The 20231-nt window shown below is 44.1% G+C and carries 16 protein-coding genes and 2 pseudogenes; 10 read left to right on the plus strand and 8 right to left on the minus strand.

Features of this window, described 5'->3' with window-relative positions:
* Positions 1 to 81 precede the first annotated feature (81 nt).
* From L3V33_RS07355 to L3V33_RS07385, 7 genes and pseudogenes are all read left to right on the plus strand, one after another.
* Positions 82 to 1707 (plus strand): ABC transporter substrate-binding protein, encoded by a 1626-nt coding sequence (locus tag L3V33_RS07355; RefSeq protein ID WP_237290110.1) that lies wholly within the window; start codon positions 82 to 84, stop codon positions 1705 to 1707.
* Between the two features lie 430 nt (positions 1708 to 2137).
* Positions 2138 to 3187 (plus strand): ethylbenzene dehydrogenase-related protein, encoded by a 1050-nt coding sequence (locus L3V33_RS07360; protein ID WP_237290111.1) that lies wholly within the window; start codon positions 2138 to 2140, stop codon positions 3185 to 3187.
* A gap of 79 nt (positions 3188 to 3266) precedes the next feature.
* Positions 3267 to 3866 carry a cytochrome C gene (locus L3V33_RS07365; RefSeq protein ID WP_237290112.1) on the plus strand — a complete coding sequence of 200 codons (600 nt, stop codon included), beginning with the start codon at positions 3267 to 3269 and terminating at the stop codon, positions 3864 to 3866.
* Between the two features lie 15 nt (positions 3867 to 3881).
* Positions 3882 to 4292 (plus strand): cytochrome c3 family protein, encoded by a 411-nt coding sequence (locus L3V33_RS07370; protein WP_237290113.1) that lies wholly within the window; start codon positions 3882 to 3884, stop codon positions 4290 to 4292.
* A gap of 240 nt (positions 4293 to 4532) precedes the next feature.
* Positions 4533 to 4798, plus strand: a pseudogene (locus tag L3V33_RS23240) (LysR family transcriptional regulator); the annotation flags it as partial.
* Positions 4791 to 5033, plus strand: a pseudogene (locus L3V33_RS07380) (diguanylate cyclase); the annotation flags it as partial. The pseudogenes L3V33_RS23240 and L3V33_RS07380, both read left to right, overlap by 8 nt.
* 209 nt (positions 5034 to 5242) lie before the next feature.
* Complete coding sequence (locus tag L3V33_RS07385) at positions 5243 to 6748, plus strand: bifunctional diguanylate cyclase/phosphodiesterase (protein ID WP_146455515.1); 1506 nt, start codon at positions 5243 to 5245, stop codon at positions 6746 to 6748.
* A gap of 203 nt (positions 6749 to 6951) precedes the next feature.
* On the opposite strand, the gene L3V33_RS07390 is transcribed toward L3V33_RS07385, so the two are convergent.
* The 4 genes from L3V33_RS07390 to L3V33_RS07405 form a co-directional block, all read right to left on the minus strand.
* Complete coding sequence (locus L3V33_RS07390) at positions 6952 to 8376, minus strand: fructose-specific PTS transporter subunit EIIC (RefSeq protein WP_065206331.1); 1425 nt, start codon at positions 8374 to 8376, stop codon at positions 6952 to 6954.
* Between the two features lie 13 nt (positions 8377 to 8389).
* The gene (locus L3V33_RS07395; RefSeq protein ID WP_065206330.1) at positions 8390 to 8830 is read right to left on the minus strand and encodes a PTS sugar transporter subunit IIA; all 441 of its coding nucleotides are present in this window, start codon (positions 8828 to 8830) and stop codon (positions 8390 to 8392) included.
* A 265-nt stretch (positions 8831 to 9095) separates the two neighbouring features.
* Positions 9096 to 10313 carry a mannose-6-phosphate isomerase, class I gene (gene manA, locus L3V33_RS07400; RefSeq protein WP_237290114.1) on the minus strand — a complete coding sequence of 406 codons (1218 nt, stop codon included), beginning with the start codon at positions 10311 to 10313 and terminating at the stop codon, positions 9096 to 9098.
* A gap of 115 nt (positions 10314 to 10428) precedes the next feature.
* Entirely contained in the window at positions 10429 to 12333 is a 1905-nt protein-coding gene (locus L3V33_RS07405) for a fructose-specific PTS transporter subunit EIIC (RefSeq protein ID WP_237290115.1), read from the minus strand.
* 378 nt (positions 12334 to 12711) lie between these two features.
* On the opposite strand from L3V33_RS07405, the gene L3V33_RS07410 reads away from it, so the two are divergent.
* On the plus strand, positions 12712 to 13551 hold the full coding sequence (locus L3V33_RS07410; protein ID WP_114635677.1) for an AraC family transcriptional regulator: 840 nt from the start codon (positions 12712 to 12714) through the stop codon (positions 13549 to 13551).
* Positions 13552 to 13595: 44 nt separating this feature from the next.
* On the opposite strand, the gene L3V33_RS07415 is transcribed toward L3V33_RS07410, so the two are convergent.
* Complete coding sequence (locus tag L3V33_RS07415) at positions 13596 to 14369, minus strand: PTS sugar transporter subunit IIA (RefSeq protein WP_017074508.1); 774 nt, start codon at positions 14367 to 14369, stop codon at positions 13596 to 13598.
* A gap of 8 nt (positions 14370 to 14377) precedes the next feature.
* The gene (locus L3V33_RS07420) at positions 14378 to 14716 is read right to left on the minus strand and encodes a PTS fructose transporter subunit IIB (RefSeq protein ID WP_017074509.1); all 339 of its coding nucleotides are present in this window, start codon (positions 14714 to 14716) and stop codon (positions 14378 to 14380) included.
* Between the two features lie 227 nt (positions 14717 to 14943).
* Here L3V33_RS07420 and L3V33_RS07425 point away from each other — a divergent pair, with 227 nt between their 5' ends.
* Positions 14944 to 16815 (plus strand): fructose-specific PTS transporter subunit EIIC, encoded by a 1872-nt coding sequence (locus L3V33_RS07425; RefSeq protein ID WP_237290116.1) that lies wholly within the window; start codon positions 14944 to 14946, stop codon positions 16813 to 16815.
* A 107-nt stretch (positions 16816 to 16922) separates the two neighbouring features.
* On the opposite strand, the gene L3V33_RS07430 is transcribed toward L3V33_RS07425, so the two are convergent.
* Together L3V33_RS07430 and L3V33_RS07435 are read right to left on the minus strand one after the other, a co-directional pair.
* Positions 16923 to 17507, minus strand: coding sequence for a TetR/AcrR family transcriptional regulator (locus tag L3V33_RS07430; RefSeq protein ID WP_065206324.1), 585 nt, complete (start codon positions 17505 to 17507; stop codon positions 16923 to 16925).
* A gap of 154 nt (positions 17508 to 17661) precedes the next feature.
* Positions 17662 to 17835, minus strand: a complete 174-nt coding sequence (locus L3V33_RS07435) for a hypothetical protein (RefSeq protein WP_237290117.1) — start codon at positions 17833 to 17835, stop codon at positions 17662 to 17664.
* Between the two features lie 401 nt (positions 17836 to 18236).
* Between L3V33_RS07435 and L3V33_RS07440 the strand changes: the two genes are divergently transcribed.
* A complete protein-coding gene (locus L3V33_RS07440) occupies positions 18237 to 20216 on the plus strand; it encodes a methyl-accepting chemotaxis protein (RefSeq protein ID WP_237290118.1) in 1980 nt (659 codons plus the stop codon).
* The last annotated feature ends 15 nt before the right edge of the window (positions 20217 to 20231 follow it).

The raw sequence follows: 20231 nt of genomic DNA on the forward strand, positions 1-20231 counted from the left end.
CCATAGCGTCAAAACTCGTCAACCGTCGCATTGTTAATTTTATTACTTTGCTTCAAAGATAGGCTAGGAGAGCAAAAAAACATGGATTTTAAGAAACATTCAACGGCTTTAATCATTTCATCTTTATTGACCCCTTTTATCTCAGTGACTGCCGTTGCTGAAACATTGCCTGCCGGAACTTCTCTGGCGAAAGAGCAACACTTGGTGCGTGCCAATGATGCAGAAGCTGCGACGCTTGACCCGGCCAAGGCAGAAGGCTTGCCTGAAATGCACATTCTACGTGACCTATTTGAAGGTTTAGTGATCCAAGATCGCGATGGCAATATCACCCCGGGTGTTGCGGAATCTTGGGAAACCGAAGACAACCAGACGTTTGTATTCCACCTACGTAAAGACGCTCAATGGTCGAATGGCGATCCGGTGACGGCCGATGATTTCGTGTATGCGATAAGACGAGCGGTCGACCCGAAACTGGCTTCGCCGAATGTTTGGTATCTTAAACTTACTCAAATCAGCAATATTGCTGACGTGGCGGAAGGTAAGAAGCCCGTTGAAGAGTTAGGTATCTCTGCCGTTGACAAGCACACGGTGAAGTTCGAGCTTGATAGTAAAGTGCCTTACTTTGTGGCGATGACAGGCCACACCTCAATGATGCCAGTTCACAAGACAACGCTAGAAAACAGCGACAAGCCGTGGAGCGATCCTAAGCAGTTTGTGGGGAATGGCGCTTTTGTTTTAGACGAGTGGGTGGTGAACGAACGGATTGAACTGAAGAAGAATCCTAACTATTGGGACAGTTCAGATACGAACCTAACTCAAGTGACATACATTCCGTTTGAGAACCAAAATTCTTCGATTAACCGTTATGCGGTGGGTGAGGTTGATATCACGTCTGATGTACCAACACATATGGCGCAACAGCTGAAAACAAAGTATCAAGACGCTTATACCGCCGTCCCTCTACTGTGTACTTATTACTACGCATTCAATACCACACGACCTCCGTTTGATGACGCGAGAGTGCGTAAAGCGGTGTCTTACTCAATGATGCGTGATGTGATTACCAATGGCGTCACTCAGGTGGGTAACTTGCCGGCTTATACCTTTGCCCATGAGTACACGGCAGGCTTTGATGCGACTCAGCCTGAATATAGTGAATGGACTCAAAAGGAACGAGACCAAAAGGCGAAAGAGCTGTTGAAAGAAGCGGGCTACGATGCGTCTAACCCATTAGATTTCAAATTGCTCTATAACACCAGTGAATCGAACAAGTCGATTGCAGTGGCTATCGCTTCAATGCTCAAAGGCAACCTAGGCGCGCAAGTTGAGTTAGAGAACCAAGAGTGGAAATCTTACCTAGTATCACGTCGCCAAGGTGACTTCGATGTGATGCGAGCGTCTTGGTGCGGTGACTACAATGAAGCGTCGACCTTCTTGAGCCTATTGCGCTCTGAGTCATCGGGTAATTTTGCTCGTTACAACAACGACAAGTACGACTCTGCAATGGACAGCGCATTAGCCGCAACCAATGAGCAAGATCGCCAAGGTTTCTATGATCAAGCGGAGCAGTTACTGGCTGAAGATATGCCTATCGCGCCAATCTATTACTACATGCAGGCTCGCCTAGTGCGACCAAGTGTCGGTGGTTTTGCTAAGAACAACGTTGAAGGGCGCATCTATTCTAAGGATCTTTATATCAAAGAATAGATAGATTAACTGTGAGATCTGATATGGCGGTTTGAAGACATGACGGATCTAAGAAATAGCGCATAAAGATTAAAAAAAAGAAGAAGAGGGACGTTGAACATAAATATATGATTAACGTCCCTTTATTATATCTCTGTTTTAGATAAGGCTATTTATAGGCAATTTTAGCTGCCTATAAATGAACGTTGAGGCTCGAAGTCGATACTAACCATTATTATTTGTGAATTCGTTACGGAGAGCCACTCTAAAGCTATTGATATTTATAATATTTGAGGTTTCTGCAAAAATTACCCTCTATTTGTTGAGTTCTAAATATCTATTTTTCTATTTAGTCTATTTGTATTTAAGTTGATATCGATCAATTGAAAAAGCCTAATTCATTCCTACGCTTAATTATATAAATAGAGCAATGGGATTTAGGAGGGTAATAATGAAGTACTCAATGATGACGCTATCAGCCGTGGCTGTACTTATGATCATTCCAGCCAGTCCTGTTCAAGCAAAAGATAAGATACTAGAGAGCAGTAAGCTTGCCTCAAATATAGTTATCGATGGCAGCGTTGATGCCGTTTGGGATCAAGCTAAACCGCTGACTCAGAAGGTGAATAAATTACCGTATAAGCCAAATAATGGCTATGAGGGTATTAAAAAAACCAGCGTGGAAATGAAATCAATGTATGACGATGAATACATTTATTTCTTGTTTAGTTATGCCGATCCGACCAAAAGTATTGACCGCTTTCCTTGGATTAAGCAAGAGGATGGTTCATGGAAACAGTTAAAAAATAAAGATGACACCGGACATGACAATACCTACTACGAAGACAAATTTGCGGTCTATTGGAATATCAATGCTGAAGGCTTTTCTGATAAGGGGTGTAATGCTGCGTGTCACAGAGCTAAAAAGGGAAAAAACGCAGGGCGTGATGACAAGAACCCTGCACGGAAATACACCAATCGTGAAGGTGAGTTTATTGATATGTGGCACTGGAAAGGTGTGAGAACTGCGGTTCATAACCAGCTCGATGACCAATACGTCGATAGCAATACTGATCCAGAACAAAACAAAGGTTGGGGACGTAAAGGTGACAGCAAAACAGGTGGTGGGTACGTTAATAACGTAAAAGACGGCCAGCCAGCCTATGTATCAGATAACTTGACTAATGAAACGTTACTGATTTTAGACTCAGGGAAGAAACCATTTACACCTGACTACAATCAGTTGGAACGAATTCCAGGTTTAACGGGTAAGCCATTTACCGGTTCTCGTGGTGATATCGAAGTCGGTGCCGTTTGGAAAGAGGGTATTTGGACTCTTGAAATGAAGCGTAAGCTTGTCACTACTGGTGAAAATTCAGAAACGCAAGATGTGCAATTTAACGATTTGAGCCAATTATATCCATTTGGTGTTGCGGTTTTTGATAACTCTCAAATTAATCACATATACCATCGTGGTGTGTTAAATCTTGAGTTTAAATAAGTATAACACTCGTCACTAACTGAAATGATTTGTGTCGAAATAATCGGCTCAAATCATTTCTTCACAGAAGAGTACTATTATGGTCAAAACAGTTACTCAATATGTTTCTTATTTATTTGTGTTGACCACGTTGAGTATATTCTTTATTCCGTTATCGCTCTGTTCTGAGCCAACAGTTCAGGATTCCGCTGTCCATAATGTAAAACCGTTTTCTAGCCAAATTACCAATGAAGCGGGAATGCATACTTTAATAAAGGAAAATAAGCGTTGTATACGGTGCCATCAAAAAAAGCGTCTGCTTAAAAATATTGATGCCATCGCTTCTGTAGGCGCACATGCCAGTACCGAGTTTTACAACAACTGCACGGCTTGTCATGGCAGAAAAGGTTCTCACCCCAAAGATTCTGATCTAGTGAGTGTGATTCCATTCGATGATCATATCGACTTACCAATTTTCGAACAAAACCAAAAGTGTATCGCCTGTCATTCTCCAGAAAGCTTGAGGGCCAGTGAGTGGACCCACGATGTACACGCCACCAAATTAACATGTTCCAACTGCCACAATTTACATCGAGATTCAGACCCGATTATCGGTATCAGTAAGAAGTTCCGTATTGGGCTATGTGCAACCTGCCATGAAGCTATTCTGCGTGAGAAAGCGCTTAAGTCGCATCGGTAAGAAGGAGCCAGTTTTATGAGTACGACTAAATATTTAATTGGTGTGTTACTTACTGGAGTATGCGTTCTGGTAGTCGCTGAAGATTTACCTAATCCAGATGAGCATAATCTAGCGAATATTCACCTGAAGGATGAAACATGTGTGGGGCAGTGCCATCTAGACGAGGAACCTTCTGACGATCTTGAGTTTGAATATAACAGCTGCGTGGAGTGTCATGATGATTTTGGGCATCTAGAGGGGCGCCAGCATAATCTAAAGCACAAAGAGAGCGAAGAGATGGAGTGCGTCGAGTGTCATCTTCCTCATGAAGAATTTGATCCTAAGGATAGCTGTATAGATTGCCACGATGAAGAAGACGAGGAATTATCAGACTTTTATTCAGTTAGGCTAGAGCGCTATTTAAATACGTCTAGCCTTAATTTCTAGAAACTCATCATATTAAAATAGTAGAGCGAGTACTCTTACTTTAGATGTGATGGGTTTACTCTCTTCAACGTCTTTAAGCGGTGCGTGCTTCGCAAATATCTGCATTTTCTAGAGCTGCGTTATTCCAAAGATCGCTACATCAAAGAATAGATAAGTCTGATGCGAGCTTGGATCTATCGCTCAATGGAGCCATGTTACCCCCCTCTACGCGCTCTTGTTGCGTTCTAAGCTGTTGCTCGTATTGGTTCCATTGGCGCGGCTGCCCGAGAGCTTTGTGTCACTCAAGCGGCGGTTAGCCAGCAGCTCAAAAGTTTAGAAGCCTTCCTCGCCTGCCACCCTTCTATAAAAAATACTCTTTTATCAGGCTCGATATTCAGCTGGTGGACTGGCCATCAACCACCCCTTGTCAGAATGTTGATATCGAACTGACTAACGGCAAGGTCGAAAGCGAAGACACCCATTGCGAGCGACTGTTTCAAGAACATTGGCAGTTGGTGTGCAGCCCTTTCAGAGAAATTACGCTCAGCAATTCAGAAGATCAAACTTGAGCAACAACCAACTCTAACAATTACGTCTAGTTTTGGTATTAGCTTGTTATCAGAAAATGAAAAGTGGAAAGACTGTGTCGATCGCGCTGATAGGGCGCTTTATCAAGCAAAGCTTAAAGGACGAAATACAATTGTGATTGAAGAGTCATATGACAGTTACTCGACATCAACAAAAGCGATTGGCAGCTCTTAGTTTGGCTAAGAGCTAATATTCACACAAATTGTTCTTGCCATGTTTTAGCCTTAAAAGGTTTTCGTCGCGCAGAGTGATGACGAAAATCGGTAAACAAAAGTTAAAAATAAAAACGCGAGCGGTAGATTGCGATTTATGTTGGTGCTACGTTATGAGCAATTTATAACATATAAGTCATGACACATTAGACTGAGAGATAGCAGCTAACGATGAACAAGACAAAAAGATATCCGGCCAACATAGTATTCAGTTACTTAATACTGTCATCTTTATGGGTTTTATTTTCTGATCTCGCGGTTGAATCACTATCAAATGACTTGCGAGAACACGCCTTAGCACAGACAGTCAAAGGCCTGGTATTTATCATTCTAACGTCTGCTTTGTTATGGGTAATGGTTCGGAAAAATAATCGAGATTTAGAGAGCGCTAACGATCTTGATAGTGTCACTGGGCTTCATAGCCCATCCGTTTTTTATCGATATTTAAACAAAAGGCTAAAAAAATCCCAGGCCAGTGACCATTATGTCCTCTTCTTACTCGATATTGATAACTTCAAATCTGTAGCTGATCAGATTGGGTTCGAAAATACGAATTTATTTTTAAAAGACATCGCCCGATCGATTGAACTTCCTATTGAGCATCAACCACTTTCTTCACGGGTACATTCCGATGGTTTCGCATGTTTAGTCAAACTTGATGATAAGGAAGATATTGAATCCTACATTGCTCTCGTACATCGTAGATTTAACCAATGTGCTTATCGTTATGATATCAACGCCACTTGTTGTATTGGCGCTGCTCTATTCCCCTCTGATGGAAATAATGCCAAGCAACTTATGGCATCAGCAATCCACGCCTTAACTGAAGCAAAAAAAAGCAAGAATACGATAGAGTTCCATGACCCAAAACTCACTGAGCTTGAACGTCAACGTCAAGAGATGGTGCAAGAATTACGTAAAGCGATTGATGACAAAGCGATTGATATTGTGTTTCAGCCTAAATACAACATTGAAAGTAAATTTGTCGCTGGCGTGGAAGTGTTGTCTCGTTGGACGCATGAGCGCTATGGTGTCGTTTCACCAGATATCTTTGTCGCGCTAGCAGAAGAGAATCATTTTTGTCGTGATTTGACTACGTTAGTTCTAGAGAAGACTGCGTCACAACTTAGGGCTAATGGCTTGCTAGGAAATGAGCTTAAAAGTGTCTCGGTCAATATTTCAGCGGTAGAGCTAAATAGCGTTGATGACATGAACCATCTGGATGAATATCTACGAAAGGATCCCGAGTTTGCTCGCTTACTTTGTCTTGAAATTACTGAAACCGCTATTTTGAAAGATATAGATCAGTGTGCAATCGCTGTTCAGACGTTAAAAAAACAAGGGGTGTCCTTTTCGATAGATGACTTTGGTGTTGGTTACACTTCTTTTGGTATATTTAGCAAATTAGATGTAGATGAAATCAAAGTCGATCGCAGTTACATCAATGGGTTAGAAGATGATTATCGTTCTAGAGCCATAACGTCTGGTATTATTGATATCGCGCGAGGGTTTGGCATTAATGTCGTGGCTGAAGGGGTTGAAAATGCTCAACAGTTGTCAATTTTGAAAACGTTAAATTGCGAACAAGCCCAAGGTTATTATCTGGGCTACCCGATGTCCTCCAAACAGTTAAAAGTAAGTCTTACCCCTGAAAAAGAACCATGTTCAACAACATAACGTAATATTTTTTCATCTAAGCGACAGGGATACAGATGACTTGTATCGAGAAGGATACTGTTAGCCTAACTATAAAAAATCCCCATTCGTTGATAAACGAATGGGGATTTTAGTTACTAGGGGGTAGTTATTTTATCAATAGTGAGCATTCACTAATTTATTGATTCTTTTAGATAGCTTTTGGCTTTAGATAACCTTTGGCTTTAAATAGCGACCATAGTCGCGGCTTTCTTCATCGCTTCCTTAGTCGAGCATTCAATCACGTTCGCGTTAGCAAAGCGGTGTGCGTCTTTCACTTGAATATCGTGAGCCAAGATAACCAGCCTTGCGTTAGCCACATCTAGGTCGCTGATGCGGTTCTGAATACCGTTTTGACCTTGTGTTTCTACCTTAATCTTAAGGCCTGCTGCTAAACCTGCTTTCTCTAGTGCTTTTGCTGCCATGAAGGTGTGTGCAACACCAGAAGGACAACATGTTACTGCTACGATGTCGTACTCGCCTTCGCCTGCTACAGGAGCCGCTTGAGCTTGTACTGGCGCTTCAGCCATGTCTTCATCGGTTTCAACAGCCACTGGTTTCCAGAAGCCAACGATAACGGCTGTGGTTAGTGAGCCAAGTGCAATACCGACGACGTACATTGGAATGTTGCTTGATACTGGTGCCGTAATTAGGCCGCCCCACGGTGCGTGCAGTAGAACGTCTGTCATGAAACCGAACACACAACCAACGATACCGCCGGCAACGATTGAAGGAAGTACGCGCATTGGGTCATTTGCTGCGAATGGGATAGCACCTTCAGAGATACCGATAGAACCCATGATTGCTGCAGCTTTACCTGCTTCTTGCTCTTGTTTAGAGAACTTGTTTTTGAATAGGAAAGTCGCCAGTGCCATACCTAGAGGTGGTGTACAAATCGCGATGCCTACGCCGCCCATTAGCCACGGTTGTGTGTCTACTTGAGTTTGAGCAAATAAGGTTGCTACTTTGTTGATAGGGCCGCCCATATCAAACGCCGTCATACCACCAAGGATTGTGCCTAGAACCATTTTAGATGCGCCAGCCATTGAAGCTAAGAACTCGTTCATAGAAGACATGAACAGTTTGATTGGCTCACCGATGCCCCACAATACGATACCTGCAGAGATTAAAGTGCCTAGAAGCGGGTAGATGAAGTAAGCACCTAGCGCTGTCATGTTCGCAGAAAGTGGGATCTTCTTAAGCTGGAAGACGACGCCACCGGCGATAAAGCCCGCCACGATACAGCCAAGGAAACCGCCGCCCATGTCAGCCATAATGCCAGAAGAAATCATCGCAGGAGCTAGTGCTGGTTTATCTGCAATTGAGTAACCAATAAAGCCGCCAAGAATGATTGGGAAAAGAACAAGGCCTTTGATACCGATATTAGAGATGTCTGCCAGCAAGCCGTCGGCAGGTACTGCGCCTTTACCCGATGCCATTACCGCTAAAGCCAACAGAACACCACCGGCTACGATGAAAGGTAGCATGTGTGATGTACCAAAAAGCAGGTGACCTTTCATAGTACTGAGGATTTTTTTATAGTCGCTACTACTATTCTTATTATTAGAATTGCTACTGGTATTGGTAGCTTGATTTGCTAGGGTGCTCATAATTTTCTACGCCTTATGAATTAATTAAAATATTAAGGATTTGTTGTTCGTCTTTTGCGTTATGGATATTTTGAATAAATTCATCGCTGAATTTTCCAAATAGTTCTTGTAGTACATAAATATGATGGTCAGCACCGTTATCTGGTGATGCAATCATAAAAAATACGGTTGGATTGATGCCGTCTTCATCGCCATACTCAATGCCTTCACGCTTAACACCGACAGCAATTGCGGGTTCAGTGACTGCCTTGCTTTTTGAGTGTGGGTAAGAAATGCCGTCCATTGAGGTAATGCTTTGAGATTCACGAACTTCGATGTCTGCCAAGAAGGCTTCTTTACTGCTGATTCGCTTGTTTTCAAATAACATGCCTGCCAATTCTTCAAACAGTTCTTTTTTATTTTTCGCTTGAAGGTTGTTATTAATTAAGTTGACGTTAGTTAGCTGTGTGATCATTTATTAACTCATTCACTATTGAAGTTCTTGAATTAAAATTAATGGATTAACCCGATTCGCGAAATAGCAAATAAAAGCCCTTCACTGCATATTTGTACCAAGCAAAATTAAGTGTGATTTGCATCATTAATGCAGTGTGATACGGGTCATACTTAATAGCGTTTTGATTATGTTTTGATACGCCAATAGGCTTCGTAAAAACAAAAATGCCCCGCAAAAGCAGGGCATGACCAGTGTGAGTTTATTTAGATTTTCTCAGTGCTGACTAACTGTAAGCGCGTGCAACACGCCCAACACAATCCAGTTTGTAACTCTCAGCATAAGCGGGAATGAAAACCGATTGGCCTTTCTCTATCACACAGGTTTCACCGCATTGATGGGTGAGCACCATGGATTCATCGAGCGGCAGCAAGATCTCTGCGCCCTCAGTAGTGATCTCTCTCTTATGAGAATTCTGGACGATAGAGAACTTAAAATCCTCGACGGGAATTCGGTATTCCATTACATCACCTTGCTCAACTGGGCTTAGCAGTAACCTATCCGCAGGCTTTTCATTGAATTGAGTACAAGAGACTAGTTCATTGATATCCATGTACTTAGGTGTCAACCCGGCACGAAGCACATTATCGGAATTCGCCATGATCTCTAATCCAGTCCCTTTGATGTAAGCGTGGGGCGTTTCGGCATCCAAATACATGGCTTGCCCTGGCTTTAGGGTGATCACATTCAATAGCAGCGGGGCAAACAGGCCGATATCACCCGGATACTGTTGTTCCAACTCTGAAATCAACTGGAACACACAGTTATCAGAAAGCTTCGCCTTCATCAACAACATGTTGAGTGCCATTCCTTTTTGTTCGCCTTCCAAAGACAACAGGCTTGCGAAAAAGCACGCTAATCCATTCGGTGTTTGATCGCCCGCTAAATCGTTGATCATCGAATGCAGCTCTGGAATATCGAGGTAGTGGAAATGTTCAAGGATCTCGTCGATCGACCTAAAACCATTCATCGCCGTGTAGTCGGTTAGGGCATACACCAGTTCTGGCTTGTGATTGGCATCTTTGTAGTTACGGTTGCCCGCCGTCATTGGAATGCCTTGCTGCTCTTCGAGTGCATACCCAGATTCCGCTTGTTGCTTATTCGGGTGTACTTGAACTGAGAGCGCTTTCTCTGCTGCTAATACCTTAAACAGATACGGCAACTCACCAAAACGACTCGCCACTTTCTCACTTAGAAACAGGTTTAGGTTCTGAGAGATCAAGCTCGATAGGGTGGTCTGCTGCCCGTTATTGTTCACCATAGAACAACCATTGGGGTGAGCGCCCATCCAGATCTCCGCTTGCGGCTCGCCAGATTGGTTATCAATACCAAACAGTTGGCTAAACGAAGAAGGGCTACCCCATGCGTAGTTTTGAATCACGTTGGTCATAGGGTAGAAAAAGCGTTGTACGAACGAGTCGTTCGCTAAAGAAAAATCAGACATCGAAATCACCATGAAGGGAAACATGGCTTGAGCTCTATTCGACCTATTTGCAACTAAAGTGTTAGCTACTAAAAAAGGAGAGTCGAAGGGCTCAAGCCATTGGAGTTGAAATGGCTTAAGCCGCTGCTGTCGTTAGCTTGGCTTTGCGTAGATTTTTAAGCGCGATACAAGTAATTGCAGTCACACCCGCACCCGATGCCATGCACAGAAGTGCCAGCAGTGGGTAGTTCATTGCGCCTAGTAAAGCGACCACTGGACCACCGTGAGCAACGCTATTGGTGATACCAAATGAGAACGCCATAACCGCTGCCGTCATTGAGCCAAGTACATTGGCCGGGATAACCGACATCGGGTCTTGAGCTGCGAAAGGAATCGCACCTTCAGAGATGCCCACCAAGCCCATCGCACCTGCTGCCTTACCCGCTTCAATTTCAGAAGATTCGAATAGGTCGAACTTACGGCCAAGTCTGGTTGCGATAGCCATACCCAATGGAGCAACAGGAATTGCACACGCCATTGCACCCATGAATTGAGTTTGACCGATCGCAATCATGCCGACCGAGAATAGGAACGCCACCTTGTTGAATGGACCGCCCATATCGAAACCAGCCATACCACCAAGGACAATACCTAGCAGAACCACGTTGCCTGTACTCATGCTCGTTAGCAGCGCAGTTAGTGCGTCCATCAGCCCAGCGATAGGTGCACCAATAACAAAGATGAACAAACCCGCGATGAACAAAGAGCCAGTGATCGGAGCGATCATGATAGGCACAAGCGGTTGAACGAATTTGTGGTAGTTAAATGAGGTAATCCATTTAACGAAGTAACCGACTAACAAGCCTGCGATGATTGCGCCAATGAAGCCTGTACCTGCGTCAGCGCCGTAGAAAGAACCGTTGTTCGCGATCCAACCGCCAATCAAGCCAGGGGTTAGGGCAGGTCGGTCGGCAATCGCGTAAGCAATGTAGCCAGCCAAGATTGGGATCATTAGGGTGAAGGCAACCACGCCCACTTCTAGAATTTGGTTCCACATGCTGCCCGCAGGAATCGCCATGCCGGATTCACTTGGCTCGCCGCCAATGGCCAGTGCAAGTGCGATCAATAGGCCGCCAGTTACTACGAATGGGATCATGTGTGATACGCCATTCATCAAGTAACGGTAAAGGTCTGAACGCGCTTGTGAGGCTTTTTCTACAACAGATTGGTTGGTCGGCGCTTGGTCTGCTTGATAACTTGGTGCGTTGAGCGCTTGCTTAATCAAACCTTGTGCGTCTTTGATTGGTGCTTTCACGTTGGTGCTGATGACGCGTTTCCCCGCAAAGCGCGCCATGTCGACCTGCTTGTCACAAGCCACGACAATCGCGTCAGCACGTTCGATCTCTTCTTGAGTTGGGCTGTTTTTAACACCAATAGAACCGTTGGTTTCGACCTTGATGTCGTAACCAAGTGCCGCCGCGCCTTTCTCAAGTGCTTCTGCTGCTAAGTAAGTGTGTGCAACGCCAGCAGGACAACCAGTCACGCCAATGATGAAGCCTTGCTTCTCAACGTTGGTTTCGGTTGTTGATGGCTCAGGTTTCTTAAGAAGTAGTTCCAAAGCTTCTTGTTCAGAGTCGGCATTCATGAAGCTTTCGATAAAACCTTCTTCAATCAGTTTTGAAGAAAGCTCTGCTAGAACTTCGATGTGATGGTTATCGCCGCCATCTGGAGAGGCAATCATAAAAAAGAGTTTGGATGGCTGACCGTCATCTGCGCCGTAGTCGATGCCCTGTTTATGGGTTCCGATCACAACCGCGGGTTTGATTACCGCGCTACTTTTCGCGTGTGGAAGGGCGATACCTTCTTCAAAGCCAGTATTACCTTGTGCTTCACGCGCCTTAATATCGGCAAGAAATTGTGTTTTATCTGAAATTCGACCCTGTGCATAAAGCACGTCTATTAGCTCTTTAAATACGTCTTCTTTTGAATTAGCGCTAAGCGAAAGCTTAATCAAATCTTGATTGATCAATGTCGTGATCATAATGAACCCCTAATACGTTTTTATTTTGTAATGGGTATTCTGGAATTGATCACTCACCTTCTGTAGTGCAGAAAAAATGCATTTACTGGATGATTGTTGCGTTCTAAAAAGAGTGTGATTTTGATCGGTATAACAGTCGATTTTAGGCCTATCTTGACAGCGTTGATAATGCAACGAGGCTTTTATTTATAAAGGTTGTGGCGTAGTGGTCTATTTTAAAAATGACGTTCTATATCAGTTTTTAGACTGGATATTTATTTCTATGACTGGATTTTTGTAACCTAGATCTCAAATTGTGATTTTTCTCAATAGCGCTATGTTTCACTAAGGGGTATATCTGTTCTCGTAGCCTTATTGCTGCCCATCAGAGTACGAATAATGATATTTCATGACTTAATCTCCTCGGTGCTAAATGAGAGAGAACCGTTTCATAACATCTGGTTTGCTGGAGATTTTCATACGCCTTCAGCTTTTAGTTATCAGGTGAACTTTCCGCGTTTAGAGTTGGTTCTTGACGGAGAGTATATTAATGAAATGGAAAGTCATGATCGCAAAATCACTAACGTTATTGCCAAAGCCGGAGATGCGATTTTCATTCCGCCTAACTGCTGGAATAAGCCTAATTGGGATACCGATTGTTCTGTGTTGAGCATGTTGTTTGGGCGTCGTCAGCTTGGTTTAAGTTTGGTGAGTAAGCGCAAAGGGGAAGAGAGTTTCTATGATATTCAAAAGCACAGTATTCAGACTCGATCTGGGTTTGCGATTGATAACATTCTAGAGGCGCTTAGCTCACTAGCAAGAGAGAGCAACAAGCAGCCTATGGATGAGTTATTGCTACAGGCTCTACTGCAATACAGTAAGTCGATGTTGGATGCGCCGGTCGAGAAGTCTCACAGCCGAGTGCAGGATGTGTATCAGGGGATTTGTATCTACATTCAAGAGAACTTCCATCGCCAAATAACCCGAGACAGCATTGCCTCACGCTTTAGTATTTCATCCAATCACTTGTCACGAATGTTCCGCCAGCAGGGCCATATGACGCTGGCAGAATACATCACACGCGTGCGAGTCGACCGTGCCAAGTTCATGCTCAAAAAGTACAACTTCAAGCTCAATGAAGTGGCGGTGCGTTGTGGCTTCAAGGACGTGAATTACTTTTGTCGAGTGTTCAAAAACCGAACAGGAAGAACACCGACACAATATCGTGGGTCAATCTAGCGAACTGTTTGTATAGGTAATCAGATCTATCCCGTTAAGAAGTACTATATAAGACGTGAAGAGATGTACATCAACAGGGCTTGTAGGTCGACACTGCTTCGGGTCTTTTGCAAACGCTCGTTAACCTGATCGTGGAGCAGGTTTCTGGTTAGATTGGTGGCTGCTACAATATGTTCTCTTTGTGGTTTGGTTGGCAGTACAAGTGCGATGGCAACGTGTACTTGGCCAATTTGAGACGCCCAATCAATCGCTTCGTCACTGACGATGACCGCGATGGAAAGATCTTTGGTCGATTCAAACATCACATGAGGTAATGCGATGCCCGGCGATACACACGTTGAAGAGCGTTCTTCTCGCTTAATGAAAGCCAGAATAAGCTCATCAGGATCGTCTGGGTGAACTAAGTGAGCGAGTCCTTTTAAGCATTCGAATTTGGTTAATTGAGTTTGTGCTTTGGCATGATGCCATTTGATCTCACAAGGTGGGCATATCTGCGGCATACGCTGAATTAAATCGTTAGAGAACTCATGGTTTACTTGCGATCCAACCATGGCGTAATGCTCGGCGATTATGTCTTTAAGAACAAAGCACGCCAGTTCCGCATCGATACCAACAGCGGTTATCTGACACAAATCACCACGAAGTAGACCGACTTGTAACATCGCGACAGATTTGGATAGATCGGCCGTTCGATTTTGAGTGATGTTGATAATACGGATGTTACTTTTGAACTTCTTCGCCAAACGGGTGAGAGGCTGCGCAACGTGAGAATTAGCCGCTGGGTCGTCTACGAAGAAGGTGATCTGATATTCATTCATACCGAGGATTAGCTGCGACAAGGCTTCGTATCACGACAAGGTTTTAGGTCACGACAATGCTTGATAAAGACCTTTTCGACGCTTAACAGTACTTCCTCCATTGAGATCAACACGGTTTTCGCAGGATCAAATCGGTTTGGTTGTTCAATGTCGATATCGGAGACGATCAGGATTTTATCAGCCTGCACGATATCGTGATCTGTCAGTAAGTTTTCAATACCCATCGCACCTTGCGTTTCAACCTTGATTGAAACGTTGAACTTAGGGGCGGTTTTAACTAATGCATCCGCTGCCATGTAGGTATGGGCAATGCCTGTAGGGCACGCAGTTACCGCTACAATTCTCATTATTATTCTCGGCTTGTGTGGATCAGATACTATTATCCGAATCTGTGGATTTTATGGATTGCCGTTTTTAATTCAAAGGTGGACGTCACACTCTGAGTTCTTGGTTACAATTATCCAGTTAATGCACTTTTCGTCCTATATATTGAGAAGCCTTGGGTCGTTAATCTTTTCATCTCATTAACTTCTTTAGCTCATTTACTTAAATAGGCACTCGTACGAGGCAGCATATGGATATCACTAATATTATCGAGCCAGAGATTATCTGCTTGGAATTACAGGCAGACTCGAAACAGGCGGTATTTGAAGAGCTTGTTGAACTGCTCGACCGTGCCGGTAAGCTCTCGAGTAAAAGTGATTTCCTTGATGATATCTGGAAGCGTGAAGCTATAGGTAATACTGGATTTGATGATGGTATTGCGATTCCACACGCGAAAAGTAAAGCCGTAGCTAAACCTGCTGTCGCCGTTGGTATCAGTTGTTCTGGAATCGATTATGGGGCCGACGGTGGTGAATTGTCTGATGTGTTCTTCATGCTCGCTTCACCCGATAACAATGATGATCATCATATCGAGGTATTGGCTCAAATATCGACCAAACTGATTGAAGATGACTTTGTTACAAAATTAAAGGCGATGGAGTCGGTAGAGGAAGCTTTAGAGTTGTTTCTCGAAGCCAATTCTGACTCTTTCGACAGCTACGCCTCCAACTATCATGAAGTGTACATCGAGCCGCTCAGCCCTTGGGCCCAATCTCTCAATCGCCTTAAAGAACACTTGTTGTACGGCACTTCACACATGATTCCATTCGTGGTCGCGGGCGGTGTTCTATTGTCTTTATCTGTAATGATGTCTGGTCACGGTGCCGTTCCAGAGAGCGGCGTTCTGGCTGACATTGCACAAATGGGTATTGCGGGCTTAACGCTTTTTACCGCCGTGCTCGGCGGTTACATCGCGTATTCAATGGCAGACAAACCGGGTTTAGCACCAGGCATGATTGGTTCTTGGGTGGCGGTTAATCAATACAACACTGGTTTCCTTGGTGCGATTGTGGTCGGCTTTTTCGCAGGCTTTGTGGTTAATCTACTTAAGAAGATCAAGCTGCCAGACAGCATGATCTCGCTGAGCTCTATCTTCATCTATCCGCTTGTCGGCACGTTTGTTACCTGTGGGGCTGTGATGTGGGTGATTGGTGCCCCCATTGCGCAGGTGATGCTTGAGATGAACCAAATGCTGACTGGTATGGCTGGCTCAGGAAAAGTGGTGCTGGGTAGCATTCTAGGTGCAATGACCGCGTTTGATATGGGCGGCCCAATCAACAAAGTAGCCACGCTGTTTGCACAAACTCAGGTGAATACTCAGCCATGGTTAATGGGGGGCGTTGGCATTGCCATTTGTACACCCCCATTAGGTATGGCGCTGGCGACTTTCTTATCGCCGAAGAAGTTTAAACGAGACGAACGCGAAGCAGGTAAAGCGGCAGGTATTATGGGAATGATTGGCATCAGTGAAGGTGCAATCCCATTTGCAGCGGCCGATCCTGCGCGTGTTCTGCCTGCGGTTGTGGCTGGTGGCGTTGTCGGTAACGTGGTTGGCTTTATGTTCCACGTAGTAAACCATGCTCCTTGGGGGGGCTGGATTGTTTTGCCTGTGGTTGATGGCAAGATTGGCTACATTGTTGGGACGTTAGCGGGTGCACTGACGACGGCTGCGATCGTGATACTGCTTAAAAAGAATGTGGTTGAAGATGAGTCTCGCTCTAATCAATTTGCGGGTGGTTCGGTCACGGAAGAAGGGCGAGCTGATGTACTTGCTATTACTTCTTGCCCGTCAGGTGTCGCGCACACTTTTCTGGCGGCCAAGTCTTTGGAAAAGGCGGCACATCATCTTGGGGTTCGGATAAAAGTCGAAACACAAGGTGCAAACGGGATAGGCAATCGCATTACACAAAAAGATATTGAAAAAGCTAGGCTAGTGATTTTTGCTCACGATGTGGCAATCAAAGAAGTCGAGCGCTTTGCGAACGTTAAAACCTTAGATGTCAGCACCAAAGAAGCGATGCTTAATGCACAGGCGTTAATCATGACGAAAGTATTAAAGTAATCGGCTCTTGAGATTGGCTGAAAAGCGATAAATAAAAAGACGCCCAAGTATTATTATCAATACTTGGGCGTCTTTTTATATGGTCTGAGCTTATATAAGTTCAGCCTCTAAAAAGGGTGGTACTTAAATACGTCCTCAACCATCGAGTTGAGTAATTCGATGTCGTCGCATGTTTTGGCATAGGTACGCAAGCCTGCGATCTGAACTTGAACATGACGAGCAAGCTGAGCGGGTTCTCGCTCTTTGCTTATCTCACCTAGATCTTGTGATTCAGCTATCAACTTGGCGAATTCACCTTCCATGATCTTTAGTGATTTCTTCGCTTCTGCTAATAATTCTGCGTGCTCGTCAGTCAGTTCAGCAACCGTTTTAGCTAACATGCACATGCCGTTAGGAGAGCTCTGTTTAGATTCGACAACGGCACGCTTTACGAAGTTTTCGAGCGCTTTGATTGGAGAATCCGTTTCGCTGCGGAAGCGGTTCAGATTGAGAATACCAAGCTCGGTATAACGAGCAAGAGTTTCCTTAAATAGGCCTTCTTTGCTGCCAAAAGTCGCGTAGATGCTTCCCGGACGCATATCAATCACGTCTTGTAGGTTGCGCATAGAAGTCGCGTGAAAGCCCTTTTCCCAATACAGGTTAGTTGCTTTATCTACTACATCTTGTCTATCGAACTTCGCTGTCTTGGCCATAACATCTACTTCATTAATCTGAACATATGTTCAATATTTTATGCTGAACGCCCGTTCTAGTAAAGAAGAGCCAGCAAGAAAGTAAGCCGCTTAGTTTAGTTATTTGCTAAGTATTTGAAATAAAGTGGCCAGTGTGTAGCCACAAGGCTGTAATTTACGCGTCGATTACTTCTACAGTTTTATGTTGCGCGCCGTAATAGGTGCCTTCATCAATGGTATACATTAGAGTTTCATCGCATTCTGGGCAGTTGAATTCTTCGTTGGGTTCAATTGCTGCCTCTTCTACCCACTCCCATCCAATGTTTTCTTCGCAAGCAGGACAATTCATAAAACCTCTAATTATGCATCTACGTTAATTTTAAGAGCTCGGCATTATACATATTTGATGTTGAATTTATAGATGATCGCGAGTGCATGGTTTGGTAAGGATTATACTGTGAGTGCCGATCTACCTCTTTGTGGTTATGCATAAACTGTCAATTTTTAGTCACTCCGCCAAGAAAATGCTGTTGCACGCATTTGTACGGCTACTAAGGTTGCATAGCTTGCAGTTTTATAAATAAATCAATGAGTTTTATAAGGTTAAGTGTTAGATTTATCGATTGCTGTCGATATAGAACGGTAATTGTTAAAACTGAATAATTATATGATCTCAACAAGGGCATACCGGTTTAGAAGTGTGTCTAATTACATGACAGATAGAGATTTGTTAGCCGCTAGGGAAATAAAATGAATTTAACCGATATGTCTTTTAAGCAAAAAATCATCGCTTTGCTTACTTTGCCGATCTTAGGGTTTTTATGGCTTAGTGTTTCTGCGATATCCAAAGGCGTAGAAACCACCAGTGAAATGTCTTCATTGAATCAACTAACACGCTTGTCGGTTGTATACAGTGAATTGGTGCATGAGTTGCAGAAAGAGCGAGGCATGACGGCTGGCTTTATCGGCTCTCAAGGCACTCAATTTGTGAGTGAATTACGTTCACAACGTACTAGTGCGGATAGTCGACGTGATCAGAGAAACGAATACTGGCAGTCTGCTGATATCGATTTGCCGCAAATCACAAAGTTGAATACAGAAATCAGCCGGAGCCTCAATCAGATCACTTCTATTCGTAATCGAGTGGATTCTCAATCAATTCCACTCTCTGAGGCGTTAGGTTACTACACAAAATTGAATGCAAAACTGCTTAGTGTATCGACTTTGATTGCGGAACTGAGCTCAGACTCGACGATTACTACTGAAACCATCGCTTACTACAATTTCTTGCAAGGCAAAGAGCGAGCTGGTATCGAGCGTGCTGTCCTCAACAACACCTTTTCTAAAAATGAATTTGGCCCAGGTATGTTGGTTAAATTCATCTCTTTGGTGACTGACCAAAATACCTATTTCTCGAACTTTGAAGTTCTGGGTAACCCAGACAATGTTCGCTTTTTTGAACAACAATTGAATGACCGCTCGGTCGCGGAAGTCGAGAAGCTTCGTGATGTGGCTGAATCGAAAATGAGCGGATTTGATGTCGACCCTGTCTATTGGTTCGCGCAATCAACGGCGCGCATTGTTCAGCTGAAGAAGACCGAGAACCAACTGGCAGACTCTCTTATTGCATTGACTGATCAGAAAACTCAGCAAGCTCAATCAGCAATGATGGGCAGTATCACGATGTTTGTTGTGATCACCCTGTTTGCGACCTTTATTAGCTTTAAAGCCATTACAGATTTAACAACTCGAGTTAAAGATCTAACGCGTGTGCTTTCTAAAGTCCGTCATGACAATGATCTAACCGTTCGCGCGACTTACGAAGGTAACAGCGAATTGGGTCAGATTTCGTCATCGCTTAATGAAACACTAGAGAAGTTCTCTGGGGTTATTGATAGCTTGTCTCAGTCTAGCCTAACACTCGCTTCAGCAGCTGAAGAGACAGCGCAAACTTGCCAATACAACTCTAATACTTTGGTTGAGCAGCAAGACCAAATCGGCTTGATTGCAACAGCGACAGAAGAGCTTTCGGCAACGGTGAGCGAAGTTGCGGCCAAAACACAGCAAACAGCAAGTTCAGCTAAACTGGCTGACGAGCAATCACAAGCCGGCTTGAGCACGGTCCAACACTCTTATGAATCGATTGAAATCTTAGCATCTGAGATTAACGGCTTAGCTGAGAAAATTACCCACCTACACGAAAGCAGCAATAACATTAACAGCGTGATCGATGTGATTAAGTCGGTTGCTGACCAAACCAACTTGTTAGCACTAAACGCAGCGATCGAAGCTGCACGTGCAGGTGAACAAGGTCGTGGTTTCGCCGTTGTAGCCGATGAAGTTCGTACTTTGGCGCAACGTACTCAAGAGTCTACTTTGGAAATTGAAGGCTTCATTAGCTCTCTACAATCAGACGTGCAAACCGCGTTCAATGTGATTGATAATAGTAAGAAGATGTCTTCAAGAGCGGTTGAAGATTCACGAGGAGTAGAGCAGACGCTGCAAGATATTTCAGGTGCGGTGAGCGAAATATTCAGCATGACAGAGCAGATCGCAACCGCGACCGAAGAGCAAGCTGTCGTCACTCAGGATATCGCTCAGAACGTTGTGGCGGTAGAGCAGAAGTCGACAGAATCTACGACGGGTGCAACCCAAATTGCCGCAACAGCTAAAGAGCAAGCTGAACTGGCTACATCACTGAAAGAGCTTTCGAATACGTTTAAGAGTTAACATTCCAGAGTTAGA

Source organism: Vibrio sp. A2-1 (assembly GCF_021728355.1).
In the GTDB taxonomy this organism is placed as follows: domain Bacteria; phylum Pseudomonadota; class Gammaproteobacteria; order Enterobacterales; family Vibrionaceae; genus Vibrio; species Vibrio splendidus_K.